Annotated in this window: 27 protein-coding genes and 1 other RNA gene; 14 read left to right on the top strand and 14 right to left on the bottom strand. The window is 41.3% G+C overall.

Features of this window, described 5'->3' with window-relative positions; genetic code table 11:
* The first annotated feature begins 9 nt into the window (after positions 1–9).
* Positions 10–2,556, top strand: coding sequence for a PAS domain S-box protein (locus FIB07_03680; protein NJD51947.1), 2,547 nt, complete (start codon positions 10–12; stop codon positions 2,554–2,556).
* Entirely contained in the window at positions 2,550–3,380 is an 831-nt protein-coding gene (locus FIB07_03675; GenBank protein NJD51946.1) for a response regulator, read from the top strand. Before FIB07_03680 ends, FIB07_03675 begins: the two co-directional genes overlap by 7 nt.
* On the opposite strand, the gene FIB07_03670 is transcribed toward FIB07_03675, so the two are convergent.
* The 5 genes from FIB07_03670 to purH form a co-directional block, all read right to left on the bottom strand.
* A complete protein-coding gene (locus tag FIB07_03670) occupies positions 3,358–4,212 on the bottom strand; it encodes a hypothetical protein (GenBank protein ID NJD51945.1) in 855 nt (284 codons plus the stop codon). The two genes, FIB07_03675 and FIB07_03670, sit on opposite strands and share 23 nt — an antisense overlap.
* A complete protein-coding gene (locus FIB07_03665; GenBank protein ID NJD51944.1) occupies positions 4,209–5,084 on the bottom strand; it encodes a type II methionyl aminopeptidase in 876 nt (291 codons plus the stop codon). The genes FIB07_03670 and FIB07_03665 overlap by 4 nt, the downstream gene beginning before the upstream one ends.
* Positions 5,084–6,232 (bottom strand): aminopeptidase P family protein, encoded by a 1,149-nt coding sequence (locus tag FIB07_03660; protein ID NJD51943.1) that lies wholly within the window; start codon positions 6,230–6,232, stop codon positions 5,084–5,086. The genes FIB07_03665 and FIB07_03660 overlap by 1 nt, the downstream gene beginning before the upstream one ends.
* A gap of 263 nt (positions 6,233–6,495) precedes the next feature.
* The gene (locus FIB07_03655) at positions 6,496–6,924 is read right to left on the bottom strand and encodes an IS110 family transposase (GenBank protein ID NJD51942.1); all 429 of its coding nucleotides are present in this window, start codon (positions 6,922–6,924) and stop codon (positions 6,496–6,498) included.
* Positions 6,925–7,157: 233 nt separating this feature from the next.
* Positions 7,158–8,762, bottom strand: a complete 1,605-nt coding sequence (purH, locus tag FIB07_03650) for a bifunctional phosphoribosylaminoimidazolecarboxamide formyltransferase/IMP cyclohydrolase (protein ID NJD51941.1) — start codon at positions 8,760–8,762, stop codon at positions 7,158–7,160.
* Positions 8,763–8,887: 125 nt separating this feature from the next.
* Here purH and trmY point away from each other — a divergent pair, with 125 nt between their 5' ends.
* The 8 genes from trmY to FIB07_03610 all read left to right on the top strand — a co-directional run bounded on the left by trmY (position 8,888) and on the right by FIB07_03610 (position 14,734).
* A complete protein-coding gene (trmY, locus tag FIB07_03645) occupies positions 8,888–9,469 on the top strand; it encodes a tRNA (pseudouridine(54)-N(1))-methyltransferase TrmY (protein NJD51940.1) in 582 nt (193 codons plus the stop codon).
* A gap of 194 nt (positions 9,470–9,663) precedes the next feature.
* Positions 9,664–10,500, top strand: coding sequence for a hypothetical protein (locus FIB07_03640; protein ID NJD51939.1), 837 nt, complete (start codon positions 9,664–9,666; stop codon positions 10,498–10,500).
* A gap of 39 nt (positions 10,501–10,539) precedes the next feature.
* Positions 10,540–11,778, top strand: a complete 1,239-nt coding sequence (locus FIB07_03635; GenBank protein NJD51938.1) for a tRNA pseudouridine(54/55) synthase Pus10 — start codon at positions 10,540–10,542, stop codon at positions 11,776–11,778.
* Between the two features lie 28 nt (positions 11,779–11,806).
* Complete coding sequence (locus FIB07_03630) at positions 11,807–12,097, top strand: 50S ribosomal protein L21e (GenBank protein ID NJD51937.1); 291 nt, start codon at positions 11,807–11,809, stop codon at positions 12,095–12,097.
* A gap of 11 nt (positions 12,098–12,108) precedes the next feature.
* Entirely contained in the window at positions 12,109–12,459 is a 351-nt protein-coding gene (locus FIB07_03625; protein NJD51936.1) for an RNA polymerase Rpb4 family protein, read from the top strand.
* Between the two features lie 80 nt (positions 12,460–12,539).
* Complete coding sequence (locus FIB07_03620; protein ID NJD51935.1) at positions 12,540–13,130, top strand: DUF655 domain-containing protein; 591 nt, start codon at positions 12,540–12,542, stop codon at positions 13,128–13,130.
* Positions 13,127–13,885: a 16S ribosomal RNA methyltransferase A gene (locus FIB07_03615; GenBank protein ID NJD51934.1), complete on the top strand. Its 759-nt coding sequence runs from the start codon at positions 13,127–13,129 to the stop codon at positions 13,883–13,885. Before FIB07_03620 ends, FIB07_03615 begins: the two co-directional genes overlap by 4 nt.
* Before the next feature lie 51 nt (positions 13,886–13,936).
* Entirely contained in the window at positions 13,937–14,734 is a 798-nt protein-coding gene (locus FIB07_03610; GenBank protein NJD51933.1) for an HAD family hydrolase, read from the top strand.
* Between the two features lie 165 nt (positions 14,735–14,899).
* Here the strand turns inward: FIB07_03610 and feoB are convergent, their stop codons facing one another.
* Genes feoB through FIB07_03595 form a run of 3 tightly spaced genes read right to left on the bottom strand, consistent with a single transcriptional unit; the run spans position 14,900 to position 18,428 of the window.
* Entirely contained in the window at positions 14,900–16,912 is a 2,013-nt protein-coding gene (gene feoB, locus FIB07_03605; protein ID NJD51932.1) for a ferrous iron transport protein B, read from the bottom strand.
* Between the two features lie 34 nt (positions 16,913–16,946).
* A complete protein-coding gene (locus tag FIB07_03600) occupies positions 16,947–17,597 on the bottom strand; it encodes a metal-dependent transcriptional regulator (GenBank protein ID NJD51931.1) in 651 nt (216 codons plus the stop codon).
* A gap of 3 nt (positions 17,598–17,600) precedes the next feature.
* Entirely contained in the window at positions 17,601–18,428 is an 828-nt protein-coding gene (locus FIB07_03595; protein ID NJD51930.1) for a high-affinity iron transporter, read from the bottom strand.
* Positions 18,429–18,714: 286 nt separating this feature from the next.
* On the opposite strand from FIB07_03595, the gene FIB07_03590 reads away from it, so the two are divergent.
* Positions 18,715–19,692: a methanogenesis marker 2 protein gene (locus tag FIB07_03590; protein NJD51929.1), complete on the top strand. Its 978-nt coding sequence runs from the start codon at positions 18,715–18,717 to the stop codon at positions 19,690–19,692.
* Positions 19,693–19,790: 98 nt separating this feature from the next.
* Positions 19,791–21,986 (top strand): methyl-accepting chemotaxis protein, encoded by a 2,196-nt coding sequence (locus FIB07_03585; GenBank protein ID NJD51928.1) that lies wholly within the window; start codon positions 19,791–19,793, stop codon positions 21,984–21,986.
* A gap of 37 nt (positions 21,987–22,023) precedes the next feature.
* Here FIB07_03585 and ffs read toward each other — a convergent pair.
* Positions 22,024–22,337: signal recognition particle sRNA (gene ffs, locus FIB07_03580), an RNA gene on the bottom strand.
* A gap of 8 nt (positions 22,338–22,345) precedes the next feature.
* Between ffs and FIB07_03575 the strand changes: the two genes are divergently transcribed.
* On the top strand, positions 22,346–22,648 hold the full coding sequence (locus FIB07_03575) for a transcriptional regulator (protein ID NJD51927.1): 303 nt from the start codon (positions 22,346–22,348) through the stop codon (positions 22,646–22,648).
* 38 nt (positions 22,649–22,686) lie between these two features.
* Here FIB07_03575 and FIB07_03570 read toward each other — a convergent pair whose 3' ends face one another.
* The 3 genes from FIB07_03570 to FIB07_03560 form a co-directional block, all read right to left on the bottom strand.
* Positions 22,687–23,154: a YkgJ family cysteine cluster protein gene (locus tag FIB07_03570; GenBank protein ID NJD51926.1), complete on the bottom strand. Its 468-nt coding sequence runs from the start codon at positions 23,152–23,154 to the stop codon at positions 22,687–22,689.
* Positions 23,155–23,172: 18 nt separating this feature from the next.
* Positions 23,173–24,003, bottom strand: a complete 831-nt coding sequence (locus FIB07_03565; protein NJD51925.1) for a DNA-3-methyladenine glycosylase 2 family protein — start codon at positions 24,001–24,003, stop codon at positions 23,173–23,175.
* A gap of 75 nt (positions 24,004–24,078) precedes the next feature.
* Complete coding sequence (locus tag FIB07_03560; GenBank protein NJD51924.1) at positions 24,079–24,246, bottom strand: hydrogenase maturation nickel metallochaperone HypA; 168 nt, start codon at positions 24,244–24,246, stop codon at positions 24,079–24,081.
* A 130-nt stretch (positions 24,247–24,376) separates the two neighbouring features.
* Here FIB07_03560 and FIB07_03555 point away from each other — a divergent pair, with 130 nt between their 5' ends.
* Entirely contained in the window at positions 24,377–25,348 is a 972-nt protein-coding gene (locus tag FIB07_03555; GenBank protein NJD51923.1) for a cation transporter, read from the top strand.
* Between the two features lie 44 nt (positions 25,349–25,392).
* On the opposite strand, the gene FIB07_03550 is transcribed toward FIB07_03555, so the two are convergent.
* Both FIB07_03550 and FIB07_03545 read right to left on the bottom strand, forming a co-directional pair.
* Positions 25,393–26,028: an SdpI family protein gene (locus FIB07_03550; protein ID NJD51922.1), complete on the bottom strand. Its 636-nt coding sequence runs from the start codon at positions 26,026–26,028 to the stop codon at positions 25,393–25,395.
* 2 nt (positions 26,029–26,030) lie between these two features.
* Entirely contained in the window at positions 26,031–26,327 is a 297-nt protein-coding gene (locus tag FIB07_03545) for a hypothetical protein (GenBank protein ID NJD51921.1), read from the bottom strand.
* Positions 26,328–26,529 lie beyond the last annotated feature (202 nt).

Genomic DNA, 26,529 nt, shown 5'->3' with positions numbered 1-26,529 from the left:
GGTGCCAGGATGAGAATAAAATCGAAATTGATTTCAGGGTTCTTTATAGTCTCATTGCTGGTAGGTCTGGTTGGATATATCGGTCTTTATGCTAACAACCATGTTGTAACTTCTTTCGAAAAAGGAGAAGTACATTTCGGGAGTATACTGCAGGCCTCAAACGAAGTGAGCAGTTATTCAAAAAGAGCACAGGGTCACACAATGCTGTATTTGACATTAAATAACGGAACCGACAAGAAGAAAGCAATAGAAAGGGTCGCTTCTCTAAGGGAACAAATAGCAATAATGGAAGGCAAAATACAAAATCCTGAGGCTATTAAGATATTAAACGATACAAAGGCCAAAACAAATGAGATGCAATCAATTATAGAATCTTTGATTAAAACTCATGATTCTGAAATGGAAAACGGATCATTTGATATTAGAAATCATGAAACGTTAATACGAAATCTGGATAGTGTTTCCTCTGCCATTCGTCAAAATGGTCTTGATCTGGTAAATATAGAACTGGGACTGGAGGAGGAACTCAACAAGAATGCACAACAGGAAGCAGCTTCATTATATAATCTTATTTTCATACTCAGTGGAATTGCCCTTATCAGTTCAATGGTCATCGGGGTGGTAATAGATAGAAGTATCTCAAACCCCATTTATAAACTTAAAAATGCGGCTATCAATATCAGAAAAGGTAATCTTGATACAAAAATCGATATTAGTTCAAATGATGAAATCGGTGAACTATCGAATGAATTCAATAGGATGGCACAGGATTTGCAGAATTCAAATGATGAACTGATTTCATCCAAAAAATACATAGACAACGTTATAACTTCAATGGACAATAGCCTCATCATTGTATCAAAAGATGGTATTATTCAGACAATAAACCACGCTGCCTGTTCACTTCTTGATTATAAGGAAACAGAGCTCATCGGCCAGCCAATAAACAAAGTGCTTGTAGATGGGGAAACATTACTGGATACTTCATCAGTAGATAAAAATTATAATTCTAAAAATAACCTTGTCCACAATACAGAGTCAACTTTTATCTCAAAAGGACTGCAAAAAATACCTATTATTTTTTCAGCTTCTATCATAGAAAGTAAATATGGGAATACCCGGGATATAATATGTGTAGCACAGGATATAAGTGAGCGAAAACATATAGAAAATACATTGAGAAAAAGTGAAGAGAGCTTTTCCAAAGCAGAAAAGATCGGACACTTCGGATATTGGGAATGGGATATCGCAACAAACAAACTTATATGGTCGGATGAGGTTTTCAAGCTCTATGGGCTTGATCCCCAAAAAGTTATCCCCACCTACGAAATCGTTGTCAATACTCTGAGCGATGGAACCAGGGAGTGGTTTAATAAAGCCATTAATGATGCACTCAATAATAATGCTCCGTTTGAAGGAGAATATTCCCTAATACGTCCGGATGGTTCTATAAGATACACTCACACTATAGGGGAAGTTATCAGGGATATGAATGGGAGACCTATTTCGATGTTTGGAGTAGTACAGGATATCTCCGAGCGCAAGGAAGCAGAAAAGGAGTTATTAAAGTTTAAACTCGGAATTGAGCGATCCAATGAGGCTATCTTCATGACCAATATTGATGGACAGATAACGTATGTTAATCCTGCCTTCGAAAAAACTTACGGGTACAGCAGGGAAGAATCGCTAGGAAAAAAGCCTAATATTTTGAAATCAGGATTGATTCCACCTGAAGCTTATAAATTATTCTGGGAGACACTTCTATCAAAAAAAGTTATGAGCGGGGAATTGATCAATAAGACTAAAAATGGTCGCTTCATTAACGTTGATGGCTCTGCCAATCCGATCCTGAACAATGAAGGCAATATCGTCGGTTTTCTGGCTATTCAACGCGACATAACCGAACGAAAGTTTGCAGATGAACAAATCAAGTCATCTCTCAAGGAAAAAGAAGTATTGCTGCGGGAAATCCATCATCGTGTTAAAAATAACATGCAAATCATTTCCAGCCTTCTGTCACATCAGATGGATAATATCACAGATAAAAATATCACTGAAATATTTATAGATAGCCAGAACAGGATAATATCCATGTCTCTTGTGCATGAAAAACTCTATCATTCAAGAGATTTGAGGAATATTGATTTCGGAGAATACATCAATGATCTGGGAGCCAGTCTATTTCAGTCCTATAATATTCATCCGGAAAACATAAAATTAAATATTAATGTCAATAATATATATCTTGATATCGATCACGCAATCCCGACCGGATTAATTATAAATGAGTTAATCACAAATTCATTAAAATATGCATTTCCCAAGGATATTAAAGGTGAGATTACTATAATATTCAGATCAAAGGGGGAAATACTTCAACTTGTGGTCGGTGATAACGGCATTGGTTTTCCGAAAGACCTGGATTTCAGGAAAACCAGATCTCTGGGCTTACATCTTGTTACCATACTAACAGAAAATCAACTTCATGGCAAAATAGATATGAATAGCAATAAAGGAACAGAATTTATAATTGAATTCAAAAGTGTGAAATCATGACGTCACAGATATTGGTTGTTGAAGATGAAATTATTATTGCAGAGGATATACAAAAAAAATTGAAGAAGATGGGATATTCTGCTCCTGCTGTGGTGTCTTCAGGAGAAGATGCTATCAAGAAGGTAAAAGAGAATAATCCTGATCTGATTCTTATGGATATTATTATTCATGGAGAAATTGATGGAATTGAAACTGTAGAAAAAATACATTCTTTTTCAGATATTCCAGTTATATATTTGACAGCTTATGCCGATCAAAAAACCCTGGAACGAGCTAAAATAACAGAACCATTCGGGTATCTCCTGAAACCTTTCAAAGAAAGAGAATTATTGATCACAATAGAGATGGCCCTCTACAAGCATAAAATGGAGAAAAAACTAAAAGAGAGCGAGAAGAGACTTAAAGAGAGTGAACGATGGCTCAGTGCTGCAATTAGAAGCATAGCTGATGGGGTTATTGCCACAGATTTAAAGGGGGTAATAAAAATCATGAATCCCTATGCTGAAGCCTTAACAGGGTGGAAACAGGAAGAAGCTTCAGGCAAATATCTTTCATCTGTCTTCAATGTTGCAGGTTCTGGAAAGAACAAAATTGTGGAAGATCCTGTGGCTAAAGTGATACGTGAAGGCAGTTTTTATGGGCTTTCAGATCAGACCATACTGGTTACAAAGAATAATCTGGAAGTACCTATTGATTTGATCGGTACTCCAATAACGGATGAGAAAAACGATATTATTGGCGTAGTCCTGGTTTTTTATGATATAATTGAGCGAAAGAAACAGGAAGACATAATTAAAAAATCTACAAGTTCTTTCTTACTTTAAAAAAATATATTATCATAATAAAAATAATCCCGATCCCGAAAATACCCCAGTTTCTTATTTTGTTAGAAATTTCAGATGCGGGTTTTGTAATATTTTCATCTTTTGTAACATTTTCATTTGTTCCGGCAGAAGGGATTTCTGTTATATTATTCGATTCTGTGGTATTGTTCATTTCTGTTATATTGGTCTCAGGAGCAGTTACATTGTATGATTCATTCTTTGTGATATTGATGGTAATCTCTCCCCTCTTATCAGATAAGTTAGAAAAAAAACCTGTAACCTCTATATGCGAATCGATAGTCTCTGTTTCGTTATCCATGCCTGAAATACCCTTAACATCGATGCCCTGAGGCAAAATTATTGTTACAGGGGATTCTGGTTCACCAAGGAACCAGATACTGTTTGCGTTATAAATGCTTTGCTTTAACCTGTAATTTACATTATACCTGTTCTCAATCGCATCCGGAATATTGGTATTTCCGATAATTGCCTGTGATAGTGAAGAATCAACCTCTGTCATTTCTATGCCATAAGTCTCATTATTTATCCTGATATCAAGTTCATTTTCTATAGCGGTTTTAAATCTTTTACGCTCTTCCTTATCAGCTTTCAGGACTTCCCATGCATTAACAAAACTATCATTATTCCCGATCCCTGTATCTATACTGATCTTATATCCTATGGAATCCATGCCAGTGTAAATCTCAGTGTAACCCCATGTAATATTATATTCGCGTACGGTTATATTATTTATCCATTGGATTTCAGCCGCAGCCATATCTATTAAGGCAAAAAGAAGAAAGATGGATAAAAATAACCGCAATGTTTTCATCTGGTGATTACCTCACATCCATCCGCTGTTACTATGATCGTATGTTCGGCCTGGGAAATAAGGCCGCCCTGGATTTCCTTAAGTATCGGATAAGGCCGGATAATATTTGCCCTGGAAAGAGCGAGCATTGCAAAATCCACTCGCTCGCCAAGCCATCTTTTTGCAAATGGGAGCGTCTTATATTTTTCTATCTCCTGCAATAATTTCCTCGCTGACGGGTGCCTGATGGGTTTTTCGGAAACAATATGGAAAATCTCGGCACTTCCGGCATCATGGATTTTTCCCGCCCCGTTTGTAGCGAAAGGTTCGATTGCAACGATATCTCCCTCCTGGAGAATTACACCTCCAGGCATTCTCTTATTCGGGATCGCAGGCGGAGCGTGCTGGATGTACTGTGCAAGCCCATGCCCTGTCAGGTTGATTATGGGTTTATAGCCAAAGGAAGTTATGGTATCTTCGATAACTCCCCCGATATCCGAAGTATTTACTCCTGCTTTGACGATCCCTATTGCCTCAGCAAGTGCTGATTCAGCAGCCCTGACAAGCTCCGGGTTACCGGAAAGATCAACAGTTGTTGCAGTATCTGCAATATATCCATCGATATGGACCCCGATATCCAGTTTTACAATATCTTTTCCAAATACGGATTTATCATTCAGGCATGGAGTGGAATGAGCAGCCTCGTCATTTCGCGAAATGTTTACAGGGAACGCAGGCTCCCCGCCCTTTTCACGTATAAGGTTCTCAGCAAATTCAGCGACCATAAGAAGGCTTGCACCTTGCGTTACTTTTTCTGCCGTAAGTTTGCGGACTTCGGACAGGATCCTTCCTGCTCTTCGGTATTTCTCGATTATTTCATCAGTTTCTGTCATTATAGCACCAGATTCTTTTCAAACCTAGTTAAATTCTTGCATCCGCTGTGGGTAACAACCACAACATCCTCAAGGCGCACACCGCCGATCTTCTTATAATAAAGACCGGGTTCCACTGTAACAACACATCCTGCTTTTAACTCTTTGCCATTTTCTCCCAGGCTTGGTCCCTCATGGATATCAAGACCTACGCCATGCCCCGTCGAATGAATAAAACCTTCCGTGAACTCAGTGCTTTTTCCTCTTGCGGTCTCGTATCCTCTTTCTTCCAGTACGTCGCATACGATGTTATGAACTTCGGCGCCTGTTACACCTGCTTTTATTTTATTTAATGCAGCTTCCTGTGAATCAAGAACAGCCGAATACATACTTTTAAGCTCATCGGTGGGGGTTCCATGCACGACAGTTCTTGTCATATCAGAATAATACCTTTCTTTCCTGGATCGCGGCACCATGTCAATAACTACTGGCTCATCAGCAAGCAGTTCTCCTTCTCCTTTCCAGTGCGGGTCGCTGCTGCCTTTCCCGCATGCAATAATGATATCGGGCGCTTCACAATTAAAAGTTAGCAGTGATTTATCGATTATCGCCCGCACGTCTTCTGTTCTTAAAGGCAAATTCTCACGCATAAGAACGCCGTCCCTGACCGAAGCATTTCTTATCGCATTGATGCCCTCAGAAAGCGCTTTTTCGCCTGCTTTCTGGGCATACTCGATCGCACTTATTTCTTTTTCATTTTTTATTTCGCGCATTTCACGCAATGGGCTTTTTATAGGGATTATCTCAAAATTTGCCTTCCTGAGACAATCAGCAAGCTGAACCGGAAAATTATACGGCACTGCAATACGATCTAAATTCCTGGAATGAAGGAGTTCCTGTATCATTTCACAATATGCGGCATTCACATCCCTGTTATTCCTGATCTTATCCATGATGTTATATCTGGATGTCGGGATCACCTCTTTGACTTTAGATTCTTTCTTTGCCCTTCCCAGTTCCATATCCGATACAAGGATTAAATCGTCCCCAGAATTCAGATAAATGAATGAATCATAAGCCAGGAAAGAGCTTGCATAATACATATCAGCATTGTGTTCGCTTTCACTCATCATCAGGAATGCCTGGGAATCAGGAAGAGTCAGTTTCATTGGTTACATGAGGTAAATTATTGTACATATTACCTTCGGATTGGGGTTATAGCCTCGATTATCCTTGTACCATCCCTGTACCATAGAAAATCATATAGCATTCGCTACCACCATGAAAGTAATTGATATACTATGACTACCCAGATAAACATACGGCTTGATGAACATCTCCTTCAAGAGATAGATGCGCTTTCACACATGCTCCATGTTCCCAGATCTGAATGGCTCAGAATGAAATTAGCTGAGGTCGTAAAAGATAACATTTATTCTCTCAATTGAAACAGGTGCATATCCTGGATTTCACTAACCTGTGGTGGCTCAGAATGACGAAGCATATCTGCTATGATTGCAGAATCTATGGGATCTGTTTTTGTCTTTCGGATATTTATTTTCCGATATCCGTTTGTCTGGATGGGATTGTAAAGCCTGACTTTATATCCGTCTCTTTTCAAGGCTGAATACAGAGGCAAAGAGTATACCCCTGTTGCTTCCATTCCAAATACAACATCGCTATTTCCTGGTGCTTTTGATTTTATTCTTTCAATTATTTCATACAACATTTCCAAATCTGCTTTCTTATTTGCGATTTTAAACTTATGGATCAAATCGTTCCCATTCTCGTCTTTTACGCAGATATCGGATTTGTCTTTTGAAACATCTATTCCGACATAAAACATTGTTTTGTTATTCATTTGACTCGACCTCTTTGATTGCTTTATATATTACAAGAATTTAAGAACTATACTATAGAGCATCCCGGCAATGATTGCGATGGCTGTAGAGTAGATCAGGTGTTCGAATAGCACGGTTTCTTATTTATTTTATTGAGGTATAAATATAGTATCATGAAAGAAAACTATGTAAGTACCCTCCATTGGTCATCGGTTAAGCCCACCAGTCATCCCTGAACCTGCAAACATTGAGACTAATGGTAAAAATGCCTCATGCCCGTAAACACAAGCGACACGCCCAGCCTGTTGGCCGCTGCAATAACTTCATTATCCCTTATCGAGCCTCCCGGAGACACAATGTACCTGATGTGATTCTCGGCTGAATGAATGATGCTGTCATCGAACGGGAAGAATGCATCTGATGCCATGACGCACTCACTCATTATGTTTTTAACGAATTCATCCTCGCTTACATCGGGTTTTTCCCTTTCATAAAGGATCCTGAGGTTCTCTCTTGCTTTTGTGGCAGCCAGTTTCTTTATCGAATCTACCCTGTTTGGCTGTCCGGCCCCGATCGCAAGTATCTGGTAACATCCTTTTTCATACTCCCTGGCAATAACCACGGCGTTTGATTTTGTATATTTGCAGGCATTCAATGCAAATTCAGAGAGTCCCTTTTTCTCTTCGGGGAATTGATGTTGTGTCACAACATCCCATTTTTCATATAATCCCCTGTTCCTTGACTGGACAAGCATTCCTCCCACGATATAACGGTATGTATTCTCAAGTGGTTTTCCATCATCCATTGGCAATTCAAGGATACGAAGGTCTTTACTCTTGTTTTTGAGGTAAGAAAGCCCTTCTTCATCATACCCCGGAGCGATAATAAGTTCCACGAACCTGCCTTTTAAAAATTCAAGCGCAGGAAGATCGGGTTTGCGGGTCATGCAGATTATACTGCCAAACGATGAAACAGGGTCCCCGTCCCACGCCCTTGACAGCGCTTCTTTCAGTGTATTGCCTGTTGCAAGCCCGCATGGGTTGCTATGTTTTACTACAGAGACTGCTATTTTCTTCTTGCATCCAAGAACTACATTCAGGGCGCTTTCCGCATCTACATAATTGTTGTAGGAAAGCGCTTTTCCGTGCAGTTGTTTTGCATTTGCAACCGTGGGTTCGGTAACACCTGGCTCTTTATAAAATTTTGCACTCTGATGCCAGTTCTCACCATACCTTAGCGTTGTTCCCTCAACGAATTTCATGCGAAGGATATCTTCATTCAGGAGGGCGCGGCTTAAGTACGTATCAATCGCGCAATCATAATCTGCAATTCTTCTAAAAGCCTTGACTGCAAGCTTTTTCCTGGTTTCAGGGCTTATAGTACCTTTTTTAAGTTCTTCCAGGATCAAAGGATAATCAGACGAGTCGGTTATTACAGCTACATGAGTATAATTTTTTGCTGCAGCCCTTACAAGAGCCGGTCCTCCGATATCTATGTTCTCAATAGCATCTTCAAGGTTTGCTTTACCTTCAACTGTTTTTTCAAACGGGTAAAGGTTAACAGCCACGATATCAATAAATTCAATACCATGTTCCCTGGCATCCTTTATGTGTGATGGTTTATCCTGTAATGCAAGAATAGCACCATGGATTTTCGGGTGAAGTGTTTTTACCCTGCCATCCATCATCTCAGGGAATCCCGTAATTTCGGAAACATCTCTTACATTTATTCCGGCTTTCTTTAATACCGAGTAAGTCCCGCCTGTCGAAATAATCTCAAATCCGAACCTGGCGAGCCCGGAGGCAAAATCAATTATACCATTTTTATCAGAAACGCTAATTAAAGCTTTCTTGGGCAGAAAATATCACCTTATCTTAATGGAAAATCGAAGTTATAAGTTTTTCTGATGATCAAAATTAAATTTTCGTAGCTCACAAATAACCTTAATATACATTTAATATGCTTCAGGCATTTCTCCCTTACATGAAGGATTTTATAATCATCGGACATAAAGCAGTCACCGGAACTTTTTCCCTTAACGACCTTCCCGGAGCTGGCGGGCGCATGGACATCCTGTGTAGATTCGTTAATGCCGCGTTATTTCTTTCCCATGATCTGAGAAGGGATGTCCGCGTTTTTCTTGTACTGAAAGGTGAACCATTCCCCCAAAAACTGATATGTTTTGATGGCAGCGCAGTCAGGTACCTGAGCCCTGACGAGCGAAGCGCCGCATCATTGATAAAAAAGGCGCTTGAAAAGAACGCACAGGATTTCTGGACTGAATCCACGCCAGGAGTTAGTGTCAGGAAAGGTGGCCTGGATATTCTTTTAAGGGAACTGGATAAGAAAATCATATATTTGCGGGAAGATGGTGAAGATATCCGAAAAAAGAATTTCAGTGAAACTCTAAATCCTTTATTTTTACTTGGAGACCATCTGGGTCTGACAGAGGACGAGGAGAGAATAGTTATGGGATATAATCCTGAAATAATCAGCATAGGGCCGCTCTCTTTGCATGCAGACCAATGCATCGTATTATTGCACAACGAAATGGACAGGAAATAGTCCCGTAATTTTTTGATGGAAAGTTTTAAAATATATTAACATTATATTGTTGGTTATTATAATGCTTATGATAGTGTAATCAGTCTGAAGAAAAGGTAGTTTACATTTTTCATGAGATAAAACCCGAATAAAAAAGATTGAGCAGTGTCCTGTCGCCAAACGTGGCACTGCCCAGGCCCCCTTTGGAGAGAGCAATGAAACTATTGACCGCGTCGGTATTAACCCTTTCCGCAATACTTGCGCTTCAGATCGTATTTGTGGTCGCTCAGTCCCGGGAAGGAGCAAATATTGTATTGCCAGAGCCTGAAATATCCGCGCAGGCTGCTGATGTTCGATTACAAACACAGACTGCGATCGCTTTACCCCCCGAACCTGTGGAAATAATATATCCTGAACCAACATCCATACCGGTTATGAGACCATACCGGATCAATAAAGACCACGATATCTGGCATGCAAGTGACCCTGCTTCATACATTAATCCGGATAATGAATGGGTAAAGTACTATGCTTCAAAATTATACATTGATTATGACGGAAGGTTGCGATATAAGAATAAACCTGTTCCTCTGAGAGTTGATACGAAAGGCAATGTCCTCCAGTGGACGGATGAGCCATTTATCAATACTTATGTTTCAGATAATGACCAGTTCCATTACCCTCCGGATGAAGATACATGGGTCATGCCCGAATATTACCTGACACATGGGATGAAGGATGACTGTGATGGCTGGATGGTTACAGTCACAAGTATAATGCAAAGCGGGGAGATATCTGTTAAGGAAAACTCAAGTTTTATAAAGAAAGCTATCCCTTCTAAAGCTGTTCTTGGATATATGGGGCAATACAGGGATGGATGGACTGAATATAAGGCTTACAACAAGACCTTTTTGACAACTACAGCATTAATGAATGCTGGTTTTGATGAGTTGCAATCAGCGACTGAGTTCGTAGAGAAGAAAGATAAATTAATTGCAAGACCTGTTTTTGAGTTTGATGATAAGCATTTCGGGGATTATAAAGCCTGGTAATGGAAACATATTTAGAACACTGCGCATAATGTGAGCCAGATGACAATCCTTGATACAGCCCGTAAGATAATCCATGAAGGTCCTATATGCGACCACTGCCTGGGCAGGCAGTTCGCAAAGCTTTCCACGGGACTTTCCAATGACATGCGCGGGAATGCCCTGAAACTTGTGCTTGCTATGCATGCAGGAGCAGAAAAAGATAAAGAACTGCAGGATGAGCTTGCCAGAAGCAGGGGTGAAATAAAATGCTGGGTATGCAATAATCTTTTTTTGGAAATAGATTCGTGGGTAACAAAGTCTGTTGAGATTCTTTCGGATTACGAATATAATAATTTCCTGGTAGGAACAAAGGTTACCGGACTTCTTGCTGAGAATGAAGAGATCCTGTGGGCAGAAAGCGGGACCACGTTTGCCGAGCCTTTGAAGACAGAATTGAACAGGGAGGTCGGAAAAAGGATAGAAAAGATTACAGGAAAGAGGGCGAACCTTAAAAAACCACAGGTTGTGGCGCTTCTTGACCTCGAAAATGATAGGGTCGATGTAGAAATAAATTCACTTTATATCTACGGAAGGTATAGGAAACTTATCCGTGGAATACCCCAGACCAGGTGGCCATGCCGGGAATGCGGCGGCAGGGGATGTGAACGGTGCGACAATACCGGAAAGATGTACCGGGAATCAGTAGATGAATTGATAAAGCCGCATCTAATGTCAGCAGCGCGGTGTGCAGATACTGCTTTTCATGGCGCAGGGCGCGAGGATATCGATGCCCTCATGCTTGGTGATGGGCGGCCATTTGTTGTTGAGGCAAAAAGACCCCATATCAGGAGTCTTGACCTGGAAGCCCTGGAAGCTGAAATAAACCGCGGTGCACAGGGTAAGATCGAAGTGCTTGGATTAAAATTCGTAGAGAGTGAAACTGTTGAACAGCTAAAATCAATGAAAGTGGATAAAGTATACCGCCTCAAGATCACACACAATACAACAGAGGAAAAACTTAAATCATCCATTAACGTAATAAGCCAGACTCTCATCAAACAGAAAACACCCACCAGAGTACTTCACAGGCGCGCGGACCTTGAACGAGTACGAAAGGTACACTCGGTCGAACTTGAATCGTATAATGAAAATACTGCTGTCCTCGTCATTAATTGTGAAGGCGGACTCTATGTCAAGGAGCTGGTTTCTGGCGATGGCGGACGTACAATACCCAGCGTAGCTTCACTGACAGGAAATGAGGCAAAGGTTATTGAACTTGAAGTAATTAAAGTAGGATAAAATAATAATCACAGTTCGGAGAAATATTATGGCAAAAACCCACGGAACAAGAAGAAAATCACGATATAAATTAAAGAAAACAGTCCGGGAAAAAGGATTATCACCGATCAGCAGGGCAATCCAGGAGTTCCAGGAGGGAGACATTGTGAACATCGACCTTGACCCAAGCATCCAGAATGGAATGCCTCATCCCAAATTCCAGGGCAGGACCGGAAGAGTCATGACCCAGCGTGGCCGGGCCTATATTGTTGAAGTCAGGGATGGCGGACTGATGAAAGAAGTTATCATTCTTCCGGAGCATTTGACACCCCAGAAATAACTGGTGAAACAATGTTAGTGAAGCAGATAATCAGTGAAGAGATTTTGACTCTTGGCGAGGTAAGGAGCCTGCTTGAAGAGGTCAGGGATGAGAGGGCAAAGGAAGACAAAGAACTCGGATACGAGTTACGTAAGGCGATCTCTCATGCTGAAATGTTTGCCAGGCTGGAACCAGGGAAATCCCGGGAATTAATGAACGAGTTATTAAAACTTGAAAAAATGAAACCGGAGATAGCTGTAAGGATAGTCGATATCCTTCCTCTGACTAATGATGAGGTCAGGTCGATTTACGCGAAAGAACGATATACTCTCAGTGAAAAGGAACTGAAGGATATTCTTGAGCTAGTGATGAAATATACCTGAAACCAATAATAAAACTATATAAGTATCTTTCTAAATATTAGTAGTTTGAATTAGAAAAATTCCAAAGCGAGTGGTATTTGATGATAACCCTAGGTAAAAGGCAAGAAAAAGAAGACACAGCTTACATTCTGGATTATCTGCATTATGGGCGTTCTGATGATTCCCGCCCGATGTATCAAAAAAAGCCCCTTATTCAGGCAATCGGGGAAAAACATTTTGTTTTGATGGAGCTTATACCTAAAGAGAATGTAGTCCCCAATGTCCATGATAAGGTTTATATCGGGGATGGAGATCGTCCTGTTATCGATCATGTCAAGAGACGCATAGCTTATAATGAACTTACCCATGGAGCACAGCTGGAGCTTCCTGCTGTTATTGAAAAAATAGTTCTTGCAAATGAAACGCGGTTTTTGGCTTTCTTTAATGATGCATATCCGATAACAACGCGTCTTCATATGCTTGAGCTGTTACCAGGAATCGGAAAGAAGCTCATGTGGGGAATAATAGAAGAGAAAAAGAAGGGTAAATTTGAAAATTTCAAGAATCTTATTGAAAGGGTAAAAGGCCTTCATGCTCCTGAAAAACTTATTGCTCACAGGGTTCTGGATGAATTGAAGGACGATAATATAAAATATCGTGTTTTTACAACCCCTATGCCCCCTAAAAGATGAAATGGTATAAAAAGGACCAGCATTTCTTAATTGATGAACAGGTTCTTGGCAGGATCATCGAGTACGGACATTTAAATAGTCTGGATATTGTTCTTGAAATAGGCGCAGGCCCTGGTAACCTGACAGAAAAACTTGCACGCAGGGCAGGAAAAGTCATCGCCATTGAAGTTGATCCGGAACTCGCATCTTCCCTGAACAGGTTTGATAATGTTGAAGTTATCATAGGGGATGCGATGAAACAGGATTTTCCCCATTTTAATAAAGTGATCTCTAATTTGCCTTATTCTATCTCATCACCTGTGACCTTCAAACTGCTGGAAAATAAATTCGATATGGGTATTCTTATGTACCAGCATGAATTTGCAAAAAGAATGGTTGCTATACCAGGCAGTAAGGATTATGGCCGGCTTTCGATAGCAGTCCAGTACCGGGCAAACGTTGATATCATGGAAATCGTGCCACGGCTGGCTTTCAGTGCTCCTCCGCAGGTCGATTCAGCGATAGTCAGGCTTATACCGCGATTGCCGCCTTATGAAGTAAATGACGTGGATTTTTTCATGAAATTTATAACAGCAGCTTTTTCACAGAGAAGAAAGAAAATTAAGAACGCCATATTAAATAATGCAGCATTTCTTGGGATCAGCGATAAAGCGCTGGAAAAACTGCCACCTGATATGATTGACAGGAGGGCTGAAACCATTTCTCCTGAGGAACTGGCAAAACTATCTGACATTCTTTTTGAAGAGAATTTTTAAATACTTTATTTTCTTAGAAAAGATAATAATTCATAAAAACATGTGTATGCTATGAAAATTGCTGTAGTCTTTGACAGTGCTGGAACACTGCTTCGCATGCACCGCGTGGCAAAGAACGTAAATACCGGAGATATTCTAAATGAGGTCGTTTCAACAGAACTTGTTGGTAAAAAGCCTTATTGTGCGCTTCTTGTAATGCAGATAGATTCAAATAAGCTCACAAAATGCCCTCCGGATATGCTGGTTTCCGATTTCATAGATAAATACAACATAGGCATTGATGTTGGCTGTTCAAGGGCCCAGGTGGATAACAATACGGCCCTATCGGTTGTGAAAAACGATATGAAGGCAACAATGTCTGATCTCCAGGATGTGATGGCTGCTGTCAAACAAAGATGCAAGAATATTTTTTATATGGGCGTTGGTCTTATTATCGATGTGGAAACAAGGAGCATCCAGTATGTCATCTGCACAGGCGGAAAAATCTATTCCAACAGCTGTTCTGTGATACAGACCCTTACAGACAGGGGCATAGCCGTATATATCGCATCAGGTGACAGTATGCGAAACCTCCAGCCTCTTGCAAAAAACGTCTGTGTACCTCTTGAATGTGTGTATGAGATATCAACCCCAAAGAAAAAAGAGGGGATCGTGAAAAGATTGAAAGAACAATATGATAAAGTAGCAATGGTGGGTGATGGTATCAATGATATCCTTGCATTTCGCGCTGCTGATTTAAGCGTACTCTCAATACAGCAGACAGGGGAGTGTCCCCCTCTTCTTTGCGAAGAAGCGGATATCGTAATAAAGGATATCAAAGAGATAATCGGGATAGTGGAAAAAATGTAGCGCTTTTAAGAATTATCCCTGATATACTTTCGGGAATTCATGACCGCAATTAGGGCACAATACAAGGCTGCATTTCATGAAACGCGGACATGCCCTGCATCCCCGGTTATCCTTATCATCAAACCTGGCTCCGCAAAGAGGACAATGTGTCTTCATAAAGTTTTTTCATAGCAGGTGGTAATATCCTATGATCCTGGAAGCTATCCCGCCGATAAGTATTGCAAGTGTAATGGTGAATGCCATGATTCCAAATGCTCTTTTCCAGCCAAGCTCCCGCCCAAGTACGGCGATAGTTGCAACGCATGGTATATAGATCGTATTCACAAGCGCATAAACGAATAATTGCGCTGGCGTCATGAACAGCAGGAGATTATTTGCGTTTCTTCCGTACATGACTATTGCAAGAGTAACAAGCAACTGGAGCGCAAGTTCTTTTCTAAGCACGGCAAAGATCAAAGTAAGACCGGCAACAGCAGGAAGACCCAGCCATCCCTCAACTACAGGAGAAAGCGGTGAGGCAAGTTTCCAGAGATATCCGGTTTCGTAAAGCCCTCCAAGTACTATAGACCCTACAAGCACTATCGGAAAAGCCACGAATACAAAGCCTTTGAACCTTGACCAGGTCTTTTTCAATATGTTTGAAATCATCGGCATCCTGAATGGGAACATTTCCATGACAAGCCCTGTTGATTTTCCAGGCATTATTTTGTTAAGTCCTGCTCCTACCAGGAATACAAGAGCAAATATTATAAGATAAATTGCAACGGCCGGTTTCCATCCCACGAACAGGGATACGGCGCCAAGAATAACGGCTGTCCGCGCACTGCACGGGATGAGAGTGATAAGGGTACTTGCAATCGTTCGCTCCCGCATCGTGGTTAAAACGCGTGTGCCGATTATTGCAGGAACATTGCAGCCCGCACCTGCAACAAGCGGGATGATCGCACGCCCGTGAAGCCCGAACTTATGCATCAGCCTGTCTGTAAGGAATGCCACAGAGTTCAGGTATCCTGAATCTTCAAGGAAAGCGAGCATGAAATAGAATGTAAGCACATACGGGATACCCACAGCAAGAGCTGCAAGGATACCATCGTCAAAACCCCACAATAAAATTTTACCGATAATCCCGCTTCCAAAAATATAATTAACAGTATCCTCAATAACAGGCGAAACATATGCTGCCCATTGGTTACTGAAAAGAGTGGAAAGCCAGTTACCGCCGTAAAAGAGGAAGGAAAAAATTATGGCAAGGACCCCGATAAGCAGGGGTATGCCTGTAAGCGGTGAAGTGGTATAAGCCCATATTTTATCCGATGGTATGGGTTTTACATCCCCCTGTACCTGGGATGCTATCGAACCTGCAAGCCCATGTCTCTCACGTGCGATCCTTAATGGGGTTTTCTCTCTGTGTAATTCCTCTATCTCCCTGCTTATCCTGTTTGCTTCTTCGATTATGGATTTGCCATTTTCATGTTTCCCCACAAGTTCAATAAATTCAGGATCATTTTCAAGGAGCATGATCGAAAGAGCCCTTGGATTTATCCCGAAGTTATAAGGCATGAGAATTTCTTCAAGTTTTTTGATATTGGTTTCAATATCATCGCCATAATGCAATGAATAACTGATCCCGGTTTTGTTTTTAGCGTTTGCAGTATCCACTGCCTGCTGTATCAGTTCATCAAGACCGCTGCCTGTCGTGGCTATTGTTTTCACAACAGGGATACCAAGGAGCCGGGACAATTCCCCGGAATCGATCAGGATATTCCTTTTTTCGGCCTCATCTATCAGGTTCAGGGCAGCCACTATCGGTATGCCAAGATCGATGAACTGGATCAGCATATAGAGATTCCTTGCAAGATTTGTGGCATCAAGGATCATTATTGCCACATCCGGTTTACAGTCTAAGATCGCCCTTCGCGCTACCCACTGGTCTTCAGAGACCGCGCCAAGGGCGTAGCTGCCGGGAAGGTCGATTATACCTATCCGTTTGTCTTTGAAATTCGTGGTTGCAAGATTGAGTTCAACGGTTTTTCCGGGATAGTTGGCAGTGACCACACCCATCCCGGTCAGTTGGTTAAATATGCTTGATTTTCCCACATTGGGATTTCCAGCAAGTGCAAATGTGAAATCAGTGCTGCCCTTTATTTCCTTGAGGGCGCTATGACATGAAAGAGCCATTATTTTTATCCTATCCTGTTTATCCTGTTCTAACTTATTTTACCTTTATTTTTGATGCTACTTCTCTTCCCAGCGCGTACCGTGAGCCTGAGACACACACAATCAATGGCCCTCCGAACGGCGCCACTTCCTCGACACGAACGCAAATATCAGGGATCAATCCAAGTGATGCAAGATACTGGAGCATTTTCGGGTCTTCTTCGAATACATTAACAATGATTGCTTTTTCATTGGCTTTTAATTCTGAAAGCGGCCTTACCTTTTCTTTTACGAACGATCCGTCCTTATCAGGGATGGGATGGCCGTGAGGGCAGGTTTTTGGATTTCCCAGGCTCTGGGCGATCCTGTCTTCCATCTCAGGGCTTATTGCATGCTCAAGCCTGCATGCTTCATCATGCACTTCGTCCCATTTAAAGCCCAGGATATCGGTAAGCAGCCGCTCGGAAAGGCGGTGTCTGCGAACGACTTTTTTGGCCATTCTTCCACCTTCTTCTGTAAGGCATACGCCCTTTCCGGTGTGGTTTATGAGACCCTTATTCGCAAGTTTTTTTACCATCTCGGATACGGATGGGGGAGATAATTTCAGGTGTTCTGCAAGGCGCGATGTGCTTACTGGATGCTGTTCCAGTTGCAATTTATATATCGATTCAAGATATTCTTCTATCCTTGGTGTGTCTGCTTCCATTTTTTACCTCTTTTGGTAGCTTCTGTAAACAAACAGTCCTATTATTATCCAGTAACCAATGTATGCCATAACTTCTGTAAGTGAGGGATTTCCATTATAACCTACGAGGGATTTTAAGCTTCCTCCGATCAACCCATTTTCATGAAGTGGCGGATACGAACCATCAGGATTCAGCGGCGGGTTTATATCCCATACATGCTCTACGATTTCCGGTATTATGCCTGCTTCATTGAATTCATGTACCGATGTGGCAACAAGACCCGCTGAGAACAATATCAGCAGAATGCTTGTATATCTGAAGAACCTGCTCACGTCAAGACTGTAAATCCCTTTGAACATTATAAATGACAGGAAGGTCACAACTGCCATACCAGTGATGAAACCAATTATGGTATCAGCCGGAGACTGGATCGCAAGTGTTCCGAGGAATAATACGGTCTCGACACCCTCCCTGAATACTGCGATAAAAGACAGGACTGCTATTCCCCGCATTTGCCCTTTTGAAATGGACATGTCTATTTTTTCCTGGACTTCACCTTTTATCTGTTTTGAATTTTGCGCCATCCAGAAGATCATGTATGTAAGTACGATAGCCGCAGTAAGAGAGGCTGCGCCCTCAAAAAGCTGCTCTGCTGTGCCCTGGAGTTCGCCGTAAACTACTTTGAATAAAAAAGCCACTGCCAGACTTGCGATAAGGGCGCTTATGATCCCTATATTTATATAACGGTTGAGGTCTTTTCTTCCCAGCTTTGCGACATATGCTACAATTATTCCGATTATCAGGGCTGCTTCAAGCGCTTCCCTGAATGTTATTAAAAAGCTTGCCAACATAGTTCTCACCGTTTTTATTAGGTATACCTAACTCAATAATATTATATACCTATATACATTTCGGTTAACCTAATTAAATGGTTAGTATGCAGAGATTCCTGACGGCGTATTTGCTTATAAATCACGTCACGCTCCTGTGCGCCTCTAAGTGAGCTAGAAAAGCTTCTCATGGCTCAACCTGATTCTTGATATGAAAAAGATCGAAGAAACAAAAATAAAATCATTTTTCTATACTTTCCTGTTCATTAAAACATCCTTTTATACTAAAAAGTTCTTTCAGAACTGCATGGATATACAGAAAATCGCAAAGGAAATCAGGGAATTCGAGGGCGTAACCCGCAAGAAACCCATTGCAGACCTCATACATATTTTCCAGACTGTGCGCTCGGAATATTCCGGTTCCGTGGTTGATTTTGGCGATGATGCTGCCGTAATTGATATCGGCGGGGATGATTATATTCTTTTTGCTGCTGACGGAATCTGGGGTCGCCTCGTAAATGCAAGTCCGTGGTGGGCAGGCTATACTTCCGTGCTTGTGAATGTCAACGACATCGCCGCAATGGGCGGAAAACCTGTTGCGATGGTCAATGTCCTGTCTTCGGATAATAAAAACGCCTGCAAGGAACTTCTCAGGGGCATCAGGGACGGGATAGCGAAATTCGGGGTCCCGATGGTTGGCGGGCATCTTCATCCCGATACTCCATATACTTCATTATCTGTGGCGATTATCGGCACAGTCAAAAAGGGATGCGAGATCAAAAGCGGAACCGCGAAGGCAGGGGATGTTGTAATAGCCGCATACGATATGGACGGGAAAGTCGGGCCAAATTCTCCTTACAGTTTTGACACAACGACTGCAAAAGAGCCTGAGGAAGTGCGCAGGAAATACAGGGTGATGCAGGAAATAGGCGAGAAGAAGCTTGTCACCGCAGGAAAGGATATCAGCAATCCGGGGCTTATCGGAACGCTCGGGATGCTCCTTGAAACAAGCAAAAAAGGCGCAAGCGTTGACCTGGGGAAAATACACGCGCCAGAGGGCGTTGATTTTACACAGTGGTTGAAGGTTCATCCGGCAACGGGTTTTATAGTTACGGCTTTATCTGAGAATGAAGCACAAGTTATGGATCTTTTTGAAAAGGCAGGATATGCGGTTGCGAATATCGGGGTCGTGAATGATACATCAAAACTTGATATTTGTTATAAAGATAAATGCGCGACAGTATTTGATTTCAAAAAAGACGTGGTGACAGGGATAACTCAATAATCTGTTTATCAGAAAGATTTATTTCACACTTTTTTCACAACCCTGTTTATATTGAAGTAAATGAATTTTTAATTAGAGATAAACTGAGGGAACAGATAATGATCAATTTCAAAGATATATCCTTAAGCAAGAAACTGATAGGCGGATTCGGGGTTATAATTATCTTATTAATAATAGTCGCCGCATTGAGTGTGGCAAAATTAAGTTCAATAGACACAGCAACAAAAAGTTTATTTGATAATGAAATAACCCTTGGAAAAAAAGCAGATAATATAAGCATTAATCTTCTCCAGGTACGACGTGATGAGACAAATTTTTTGATGCGTAATGATCTTCAGTATGTGGATAAAGTCAAGTCATCAGTTAATGCCATCAAGAATGATGTTGCCGATATCTCAAAACTCGATGTTGGACAGAAAGAAAAGGATGATGCAAATAATATCTTGTCTCTGATCACCGGTTGTGAGAATACATTTCTTGAACTTGTTGGTCTGCAAAAACAGCTTGGTTTACTGGAAATGGAAGGATTAAATGGAGATTTAATAAACCAGGCACGAGATGCAGAAGCGGATATTAAAAAGATCGGCAGCACGGATGCTCTGGCGTCGTTACTTGAAGCCAGAAGACATGAGAAAAACTATGTGATCCGAAAGGAAGTCCTCTACCAGACCAAGGTGCATGGTGCCATCGATATAGCAAAAATTAATATATCAAATTCAAAAGCATCTGATATTGAAAAAAAACAGGCCATATCAAAACTTGACCTGTATGCGGCCACTTTTGATAAATTTGTAAGTATCTCCATTGAAAGGGATAAAAAAGAAGAGCAACTCACTGTTAACGCGCGGCAGATAGATGTCCTTATTGCCGGCATAGTAAATGATTCCCAGGCTAGCCTGAATAATAATATGGCTGCAATGACTGCTTCAAACAGTTCTTCGAAAATGGCCGTCATTATTCTTGCATTCATTGCAATTGTAACAGGTGTTGGCGCCAGTATCTATATATCCCGTTTAATTACAAAGCCAGTAGATAATATGCTTGAGGCATCAAAAAAGATCGCAAAAGGCGACCTTACTGTGCAGGTGCAAAGCGACCAAAGGGACGAAGTAGGACAGCTCTCCATGGCTATCCAGGACATGGCAGGTAATTTAAAGACCGTGATCGGAAATGTACAAAAATCTGCGATGAAAGTCTCAAATGCATCCCAGACGCTTTCAGAATCAAGCAAAGAAATTAAAGCGTCCACAGAGCAGGTAGCCAGCACAACTCAGGATATCGCAAAAGGCGTAAGCCAGCAAGCGACAGATATGACACAGATGGCAAGAGCCATGCAAGAGATGTCGCAAACAGTTCAACAAATTGCGGCAAATTGTCAGAAAGCATCGATGCGGGCAGGAGAAGCTAATAAAACCGCACAGGAAGTGGGCAAGATTTCCGGAAATGTCGCGCAGAAGATGGGCGAGATAAAAACAACTGTCGATGGTTCAGCTATTGTAATAAAGGAGCTTGAAGGTAAATCCCAGAAAATTGGTGAAATCATCGGCGTGATAACTACTATTGCAGACCAGACAAACCTTCTTGCTCTTAATGCAGCTATTGAAGCGGCACGGGCCGGGGATCATGGAAGAGGTTTCGCGGTTGTGGCTGATGAAGTCCGAAAACTTGCTGAGGGGTCAAGAATGGCAGCAAACCAGATCACCCAGCTGATAAAAGAGATCCAGTTGGGAACAAAGAAAGCGGTTGAAAGCATGGAAAATGGAACGAAAACTGTGAGTGAAGGTTCAGCTACTATTGAAATTGCGTCATCAGCTATTAACAGTATTGTAACTGGCGCAGATGAAGTTGCCACTATGATCCAGGAGATTGCGGCTTCAGCGCAGGAACAGTCAGCATCTGTAGAAGAAGTCACAGCCTCGGTAGAAAGTGTTTCATCAGTCAGTGAGGAATCTGCGGCAGGTACTCAGGAAGCTTCAGCCGCTACTGAAGAACTTTCAGCATCGATGGAGCAGCTCATGACAACTGCACAGGACCTTGCGGAACTGTCTGAGGAACTGCAAATGGCTTCATCACAGTTTGTGATAAGGTCTGTTGATAATTTCGTGCGCTGCTGGGATATCAAGAACTGCAGCAACGAGATCAGACAGAAATGCCCGGCATACGAATCCAGAGAACTTCGCTGCTGGTTTATCGAAGGAACCTGGTGCGGAGGAGTAAAGCAGGGTGATACAAAAGCGAAAATCCACAACTGCATGAAATGTGAAGCATTCAGAAGAAATATTGAAACAGGATAATTGGTCATGCATTTCTTCATTTTTATATTTAATAAAGTAGCGGGCACGCCTCAGGTCGCAGCCTCTTCTACTACATGGTTGGCCACAAACTCGCCTCCGCCCCGCGCTCCCATGAGCGATAGTTGTTCACGGCTGGTTTGCTCCCTTCCGGGCCTAGACCGTTTTCCGCGACCAAGGCACAAAAACCTTCCTTCAGGAAAGCCCCTGTACCAACACCAGCCCCATAGGACGGGGTTTCACAGTAGAATTTGTGGGCCATGCAATAGTCGAAACTTCTTCCCTTGGCTTCGCCCCCCGCTATCGACGGTTTCGGGTTACAGGTAACGCCGAGTTACCCGGGCTAGCCCGCCGATGGTGTAATGTTTCTTGAATGCAATAAAGTTATCTCAAAAGAAGTCCAATACAGAAGAAAAGGAGATGAAATATTAATGGAAGAATTGATCGGTTATGTTGCAAGCAATCATAAAGCAAGCAAGATCCTTGCAGTGCTGGATTCAAAAGGCGCAATGGATGGAGCAACTATAGCAAAGACTGTGAGGATTGTGGGAGCGGAAAAAACAATAGAAGAACTGACCGGAAAAAACCTCATATCACGCGAAGGCGCCAAATTTGCCCTGACGGACCTGGGAAAGCAGGTTTCGCACAAGCTCCGAAGCGTTTAATCCCATAACATAACCTGATTGGTTGCAGAAAAATATTATTACAGCCCTTCAATAACACCTTTCTGTCCATTTTTCTTCAGGTTCCTTTTGAGTTCTTGGTTCTCACGCAGGAATGATGTTGCATCAGCTTCGATTTTTTTCTTATCGATTTTCTTACCCTTGCCTGCTCCCGGACAATCCACAACGGGTTTTAGTTTCATTAAAGGTTCATCCGAATATGAGACCTCAGTGATCCTGAATGGAAGCAAACGGCAAACAAGCGGCTCGTTATCACGTATCGTGCATTCAAGTTTCGAACCATTAAAAAAGCACTTTCCTTCTTTTCCCCTTATCTTGAATATATTTTCCTTTTCATCAAAATCAAGGAAATCTTCAGGCGAATATCCCAGACCTTTGATCCTTTTTATATCCTTTAATGTAAGCTGGATACCTTCAGAGCAGCATTTGGCACCGCATTTTTTATATTCACACTTCCACTTATCGATATTTTCAAGGATATGTATCATAATCTTTAATTGATTTTCTTATAATTTAAGTATACCCATATCTTCCATAAATAGGTACTCCTGGGCGTATCCGCAATATCTTCCGAAATAGCTCCTGGCAAATTCAGCTATTTCATCTCTCTTTTTGCTTTTCGGACCTTTGAAATTTGATCCATAATATCTTTCCATTATCTGTTCGATATGCGTATCCACCGGAAAAGATTCAAGCTTCCCGAATGCAAAAAGCAGCACGCAATCCGCGATCTTATTTCCAACGCCCTCTATTTTCACAAGTTCTTCCCGCCCTTTCCTGTAGGATAAGTCCTTTATCCCGTACAGGTCAAATTCGCGATTTGCCACAATATTTGCTAATTTCAATATCCGGGGAGCGCGAAAACCAAGCTTGCACTGCGACATGTCGCAAAGCCGGGCATCCGAAAGCGCATCAGGTGTGGGAAAGGAATAATAGCCTTTTTCGATCTCATTTCCGAAACATTCACTCATGCGCGTGATGGAATTAGTGATATTCCGTATCGTGTTGTTGCTTGAGCACATATACGATACAAGACATTCCCAGGGGTCCTGCCTGATAAGGCGCAGGCCTCTGTATTTATTGATCAATGATTTAATTTTTTCATCCCGGCTAATGGAAGCGTAAATCTGTTCGAGGTCATCATCAAGCCTGAAATAATCGATAATCATGTCCTTATCGAGAGATGATTCAACTATCAGTTCCCGGTCTTCCTGTTTAGCCCTGACGATAGTACCCTTGACTATCCCGTTCCACCAGTCCTTTTTTTCCCACCTGAATACCTGGCCGCATGAAAGGGAATAATCGAGGTTAAAATCATTTATTTTAATATGGTACACACTCAAGGATATGTCACCGGGATGAAATACATTATGGTTATGTTATAATTCCAGATATTTATTTTTATTATTTAACTACGGCGCTCTAGCCTTGATATTCTTTGAGCCACAGTTCGGGCATTCTGCTGCTCCTTTTTTCATAAAGGTCTTCTTGCATGAAATGCACCAGAACGTGGAACTTCCTCTCTTCATCTCTTCAAGATCATCAGGCATCATGGAGAATCCAGTATATGTGCTGCACATAATTCAACCTCCAATTGTATTATGATATTTATGATTTGTTTCATTCGATATTAAAAGGTTTGGTTGAAATTTTACCTGTTTTTTCCTGGAATATCCCTTTATACTTTCATCTCAAATAAGTAATAAGCAAATGCCAGACAACAACAAATATTTTGCTGCCCATGAACAGATAAGATCCGTAGCAAGACTTTCGATTTATTCCAATTCCCTATTGCTTATAATGAAGCTTGCAGTTGGCATTTTTATAGGTTCAATAAGTATTCTCTCAGAAGCCCTCCATTCAGGTATTGACCTATTGGCTGCGGTCATAGCCAATTATTCTGTCAAGAAAGCAGGACAACCGGCTGATGATGAACATAAGTTCGGGCATGGCAAGTTCGAAAATGTATCCGGGACGGTAGAAGCGATTCTGATTTTCATAGCAGCAATCATCATACTTTATGAATCAAGTGGAAAAATCCTTGGTATCATGGGTATAGGTAATGAAAAAATTGGAATTGATCCGGATCTGGTCGGAATCGGTATTTTGATCATGGGTATCTCGGCAATTGTGAATTTTTATGTTTCAGCAAGGATCATGAAAGTTGCCAAGAAAGCCGAATCAATTGCCCTTGAGGCAGATGCATATCATCTTACTACGGATGTTTATACTTCAATTGGTGTTTTCATAGGTCTTGTTCTAATTCAAATCACAAAGAACCCTATTTTTGACCCATTACTTGCCATAATTGTGGCTCTCATTATTCTCAAAGCATCTTATGACCTGACAAAACGCTCAGTATCAGGGATCATGGATGTTAAACTTTCAGATAATGAGGAGGATATCATTAAATCAATAATCCACGAGCATTATTCCCGGTATGCGGAATACCATGACCTGCGCTCGCGAATGTCGGGTGCTGAAAGATTCGTGGATCTGCATCTTGTCGTACCTAAAAACCAGCATGTTATTGATGCACATGATTTCTGCGATCATCTTGAAAAGGATATTAAGGAAAAAATTCCTAACCTTTCTATTTTGATTCATGTTGAGCCATGCAGGACGGATTGCGAGATATGTCAAAAACTGGATGTCTGTACGAAGCCGGATATTGTGCGATAACTGATTCTCATTTATTAATGATTTGAAGCCTGCATAAATAAATATTATTTTGTTTCTTTTTGATATTCGATGTACGAAAATATGACCAGATAAATAACTGCTGACAGTATTGGAACAAGGATAAAAAATATTGCATAGCTCTGGAACAATATTCCTGCAAAGGCAATTATCCCGGCGATTTTAAAAAGCTTACCACCTATTTTATGAGTTTTATCCCATACTTTTTCACTGCTTAAAGTCCATGGAGTTCTGATACCAATGAACCAGTTCATTTTGGCATTTTCTATTAAAACTCCAGAATAATAAAATAAAATTGCAAAAGCCGGTGATAAGAGGGTAATCATATTGTATCTAAAACCCATATTCCAAAATATAGTTAGAAGATAAATATAAAATAAAAATAAAATTATAACTATAATGAAATTATCATAATATTTTCTAAATTTTTCTATGTTTGACTTATAGGGATCTATCCCGGGTATTATTACGAAAAGCAAAAACAGTCCCACTGAAATAATTGGCATCAAAAAAATTCCCCAGAACTTTGACATATAACCATCAACTTCTCCCTGAGCATTCCAGTGGGATGCGATTTTTTCTGGCATCTCCGGGTAAACATAGATACCGATCCCGAAAGATAGTAAAACAATTCCAATAATGACAATTTCACTTTTTCTCATGTCTAACCCCAGATAGGGAATACCGGAATGACAATTCCGAACCCGATACGTCTGTTAAAGTGGATTCCTACAGAGACTACTATAAAACCCATCCTGCCAATTGCGATACCGGGAGTAAAAGTAAATCCGAAAGTCTTGAAGATGCCAAAAGTCCAGCCAAGCATCAATGCCAGGTCGATACCAAATGGCGCAATAAGTCCACTGCCGCCTTTTTCTTTATCTTTTCCGCCTCCAAGATTGCCTACTATCAAACCGATAGCCGGAGCAGAAAAGAAATTTGAGCTACTTTGATTATTCATAATAGCCCTTATACTTCTTTTATATTAATAATTATGCGCAATAATATTATTCTGATTTTTTATCTCTGATCAGGATGAGCCCATCCAATAAATGGACAGGATAACGCCGAATAAGAAAGAGCGATTACTCGCTCTCCCTCTTCTAAGAACCGTACGTGCGACTTTCACCGCATACGGCTCAAGCCTTTCATAACCCTTTCTG

It is taken from the genome of Candidatus Methanoperedens sp. (assembly GCA_012026795.1).
Classification (GTDB): Archaea; Halobacteriota; Methanosarcinia; order Methanosarcinales; family Methanoperedenaceae; genus Methanoperedens.
This window is presented reverse-complemented; position numbering and strand designations above follow the sequence as displayed.

Excerpts from the sequence above, each read along its gene's own strand:
- FIB07_03680 (NJD51947.1), top strand. The coding sequence starts at position 10 with ATGAGAATAAAATCGAAATTGATTTCAGGGTTCTTTATAGTCTCATTG.
- FIB07_03670 (NJD51945.1), bottom strand. The coding sequence starts at position 4,212 with ATGAAAACATTGCGGTTATTTTTATCCATCTTTCTTCTTTTTGCCTTA.
- FIB07_03665 (NJD51944.1), bottom strand. The coding sequence starts at position 5,084 with ATGACAGAAACTGATGAAATAATCGAGAAATACCGAAGAGCAGGAAGG.
- FIB07_03660 (NJD51943.1), bottom strand. The coding sequence starts at position 6,232 with ATGAAACTGACTCTTCCTGATTCCCAGGCATTCCTGATGATGAGTGAA.
- FIB07_03655 (NJD51942.1), bottom strand. The coding sequence starts at position 6,924 with ATGAATAACAAAACAATGTTTTATGTCGGAATAGATGTTTCAAAAGAC.
- trmY (NJD51940.1), top strand. The coding sequence starts at position 8,888 with ATGAAGGATTTTATAATCATCGGACATAAAGCAGTCACCGGAACTTTT.
- FIB07_03640 (NJD51939.1), top strand. The coding sequence starts at position 9,664 with ATGAAACTATTGACCGCGTCGGTATTAACCCTTTCCGCAATACTTGCG.
- FIB07_03635 (NJD51938.1), top strand. The coding sequence starts at position 10,540 with ATGACAATCCTTGATACAGCCCGTAAGATAATCCATGAAGGTCCTATA.
- FIB07_03630 (NJD51937.1), top strand. The coding sequence starts at position 11,807 with ATGGCAAAAACCCACGGAACAAGAAGAAAATCACGATATAAATTAAAG.
- FIB07_03625 (NJD51936.1), top strand. The coding sequence starts at position 12,109 with ATGTTAGTGAAGCAGATAATCAGTGAAGAGATTTTGACTCTTGGCGAG.
- FIB07_03620 (NJD51935.1), top strand. The coding sequence starts at position 12,540 with ATGATAACCCTAGGTAAAAGGCAAGAAAAAGAAGACACAGCTTACATT.
- FIB07_03615 (NJD51934.1), top strand. The coding sequence starts at position 13,127 with ATGAAATGGTATAAAAAGGACCAGCATTTCTTAATTGATGAACAGGTT.
- FIB07_03610 (NJD51933.1), top strand. The coding sequence starts at position 13,937 with ATGAAAATTGCTGTAGTCTTTGACAGTGCTGGAACACTGCTTCGCATG.
- feoB (NJD51932.1), bottom strand. The coding sequence starts at position 16,912 with ATGGCTCTTTCATGTCATAGCGCCCTCAAGGAAATAAAGGGCAGCACT.
- FIB07_03600 (NJD51931.1), bottom strand. The coding sequence starts at position 17,597 with ATGGAAGCAGACACACCAAGGATAGAAGAATATCTTGAATCGATATAT.
- FIB07_03595 (NJD51930.1), bottom strand. The coding sequence starts at position 18,428 with ATGTTGGCAAGCTTTTTAATAACATTCAGGGAAGCGCTTGAAGCAGCC.
- FIB07_03590 (NJD51929.1), top strand. The coding sequence starts at position 18,715 with ATGGATATACAGAAAATCGCAAAGGAAATCAGGGAATTCGAGGGCGTA.
- FIB07_03585 (NJD51928.1), top strand. The coding sequence starts at position 19,791 with ATGATCAATTTCAAAGATATATCCTTAAGCAAGAAACTGATAGGCGGA.
- FIB07_03575 (NJD51927.1), top strand. The coding sequence starts at position 22,346 with ATGTTTCTTGAATGCAATAAAGTTATCTCAAAAGAAGTCCAATACAGA.
- FIB07_03570 (NJD51926.1), bottom strand. The coding sequence starts at position 23,154 with ATGATACATATCCTTGAAAATATCGATAAGTGGAAGTGTGAATATAAA.
- FIB07_03560 (NJD51924.1), bottom strand. The coding sequence starts at position 24,246 with ATGTGCAGCACATATACTGGATTCTCCATGATGCCTGATGATCTTGAA.
- FIB07_03555 (NJD51923.1), top strand. The coding sequence starts at position 24,377 with ATGCCAGACAACAACAAATATTTTGCTGCCCATGAACAGATAAGATCC.
- FIB07_03550 (NJD51922.1), bottom strand. The coding sequence starts at position 26,028 with ATGAGAAAAAGTGAAATTGTCATTATTGGAATTGTTTTACTATCTTTC.
- FIB07_03545 (NJD51921.1), bottom strand. The coding sequence starts at position 26,327 with ATGAATAATCAAAGTAGCTCAAATTTCTTTTCTGCTCCGGCTATCGGT.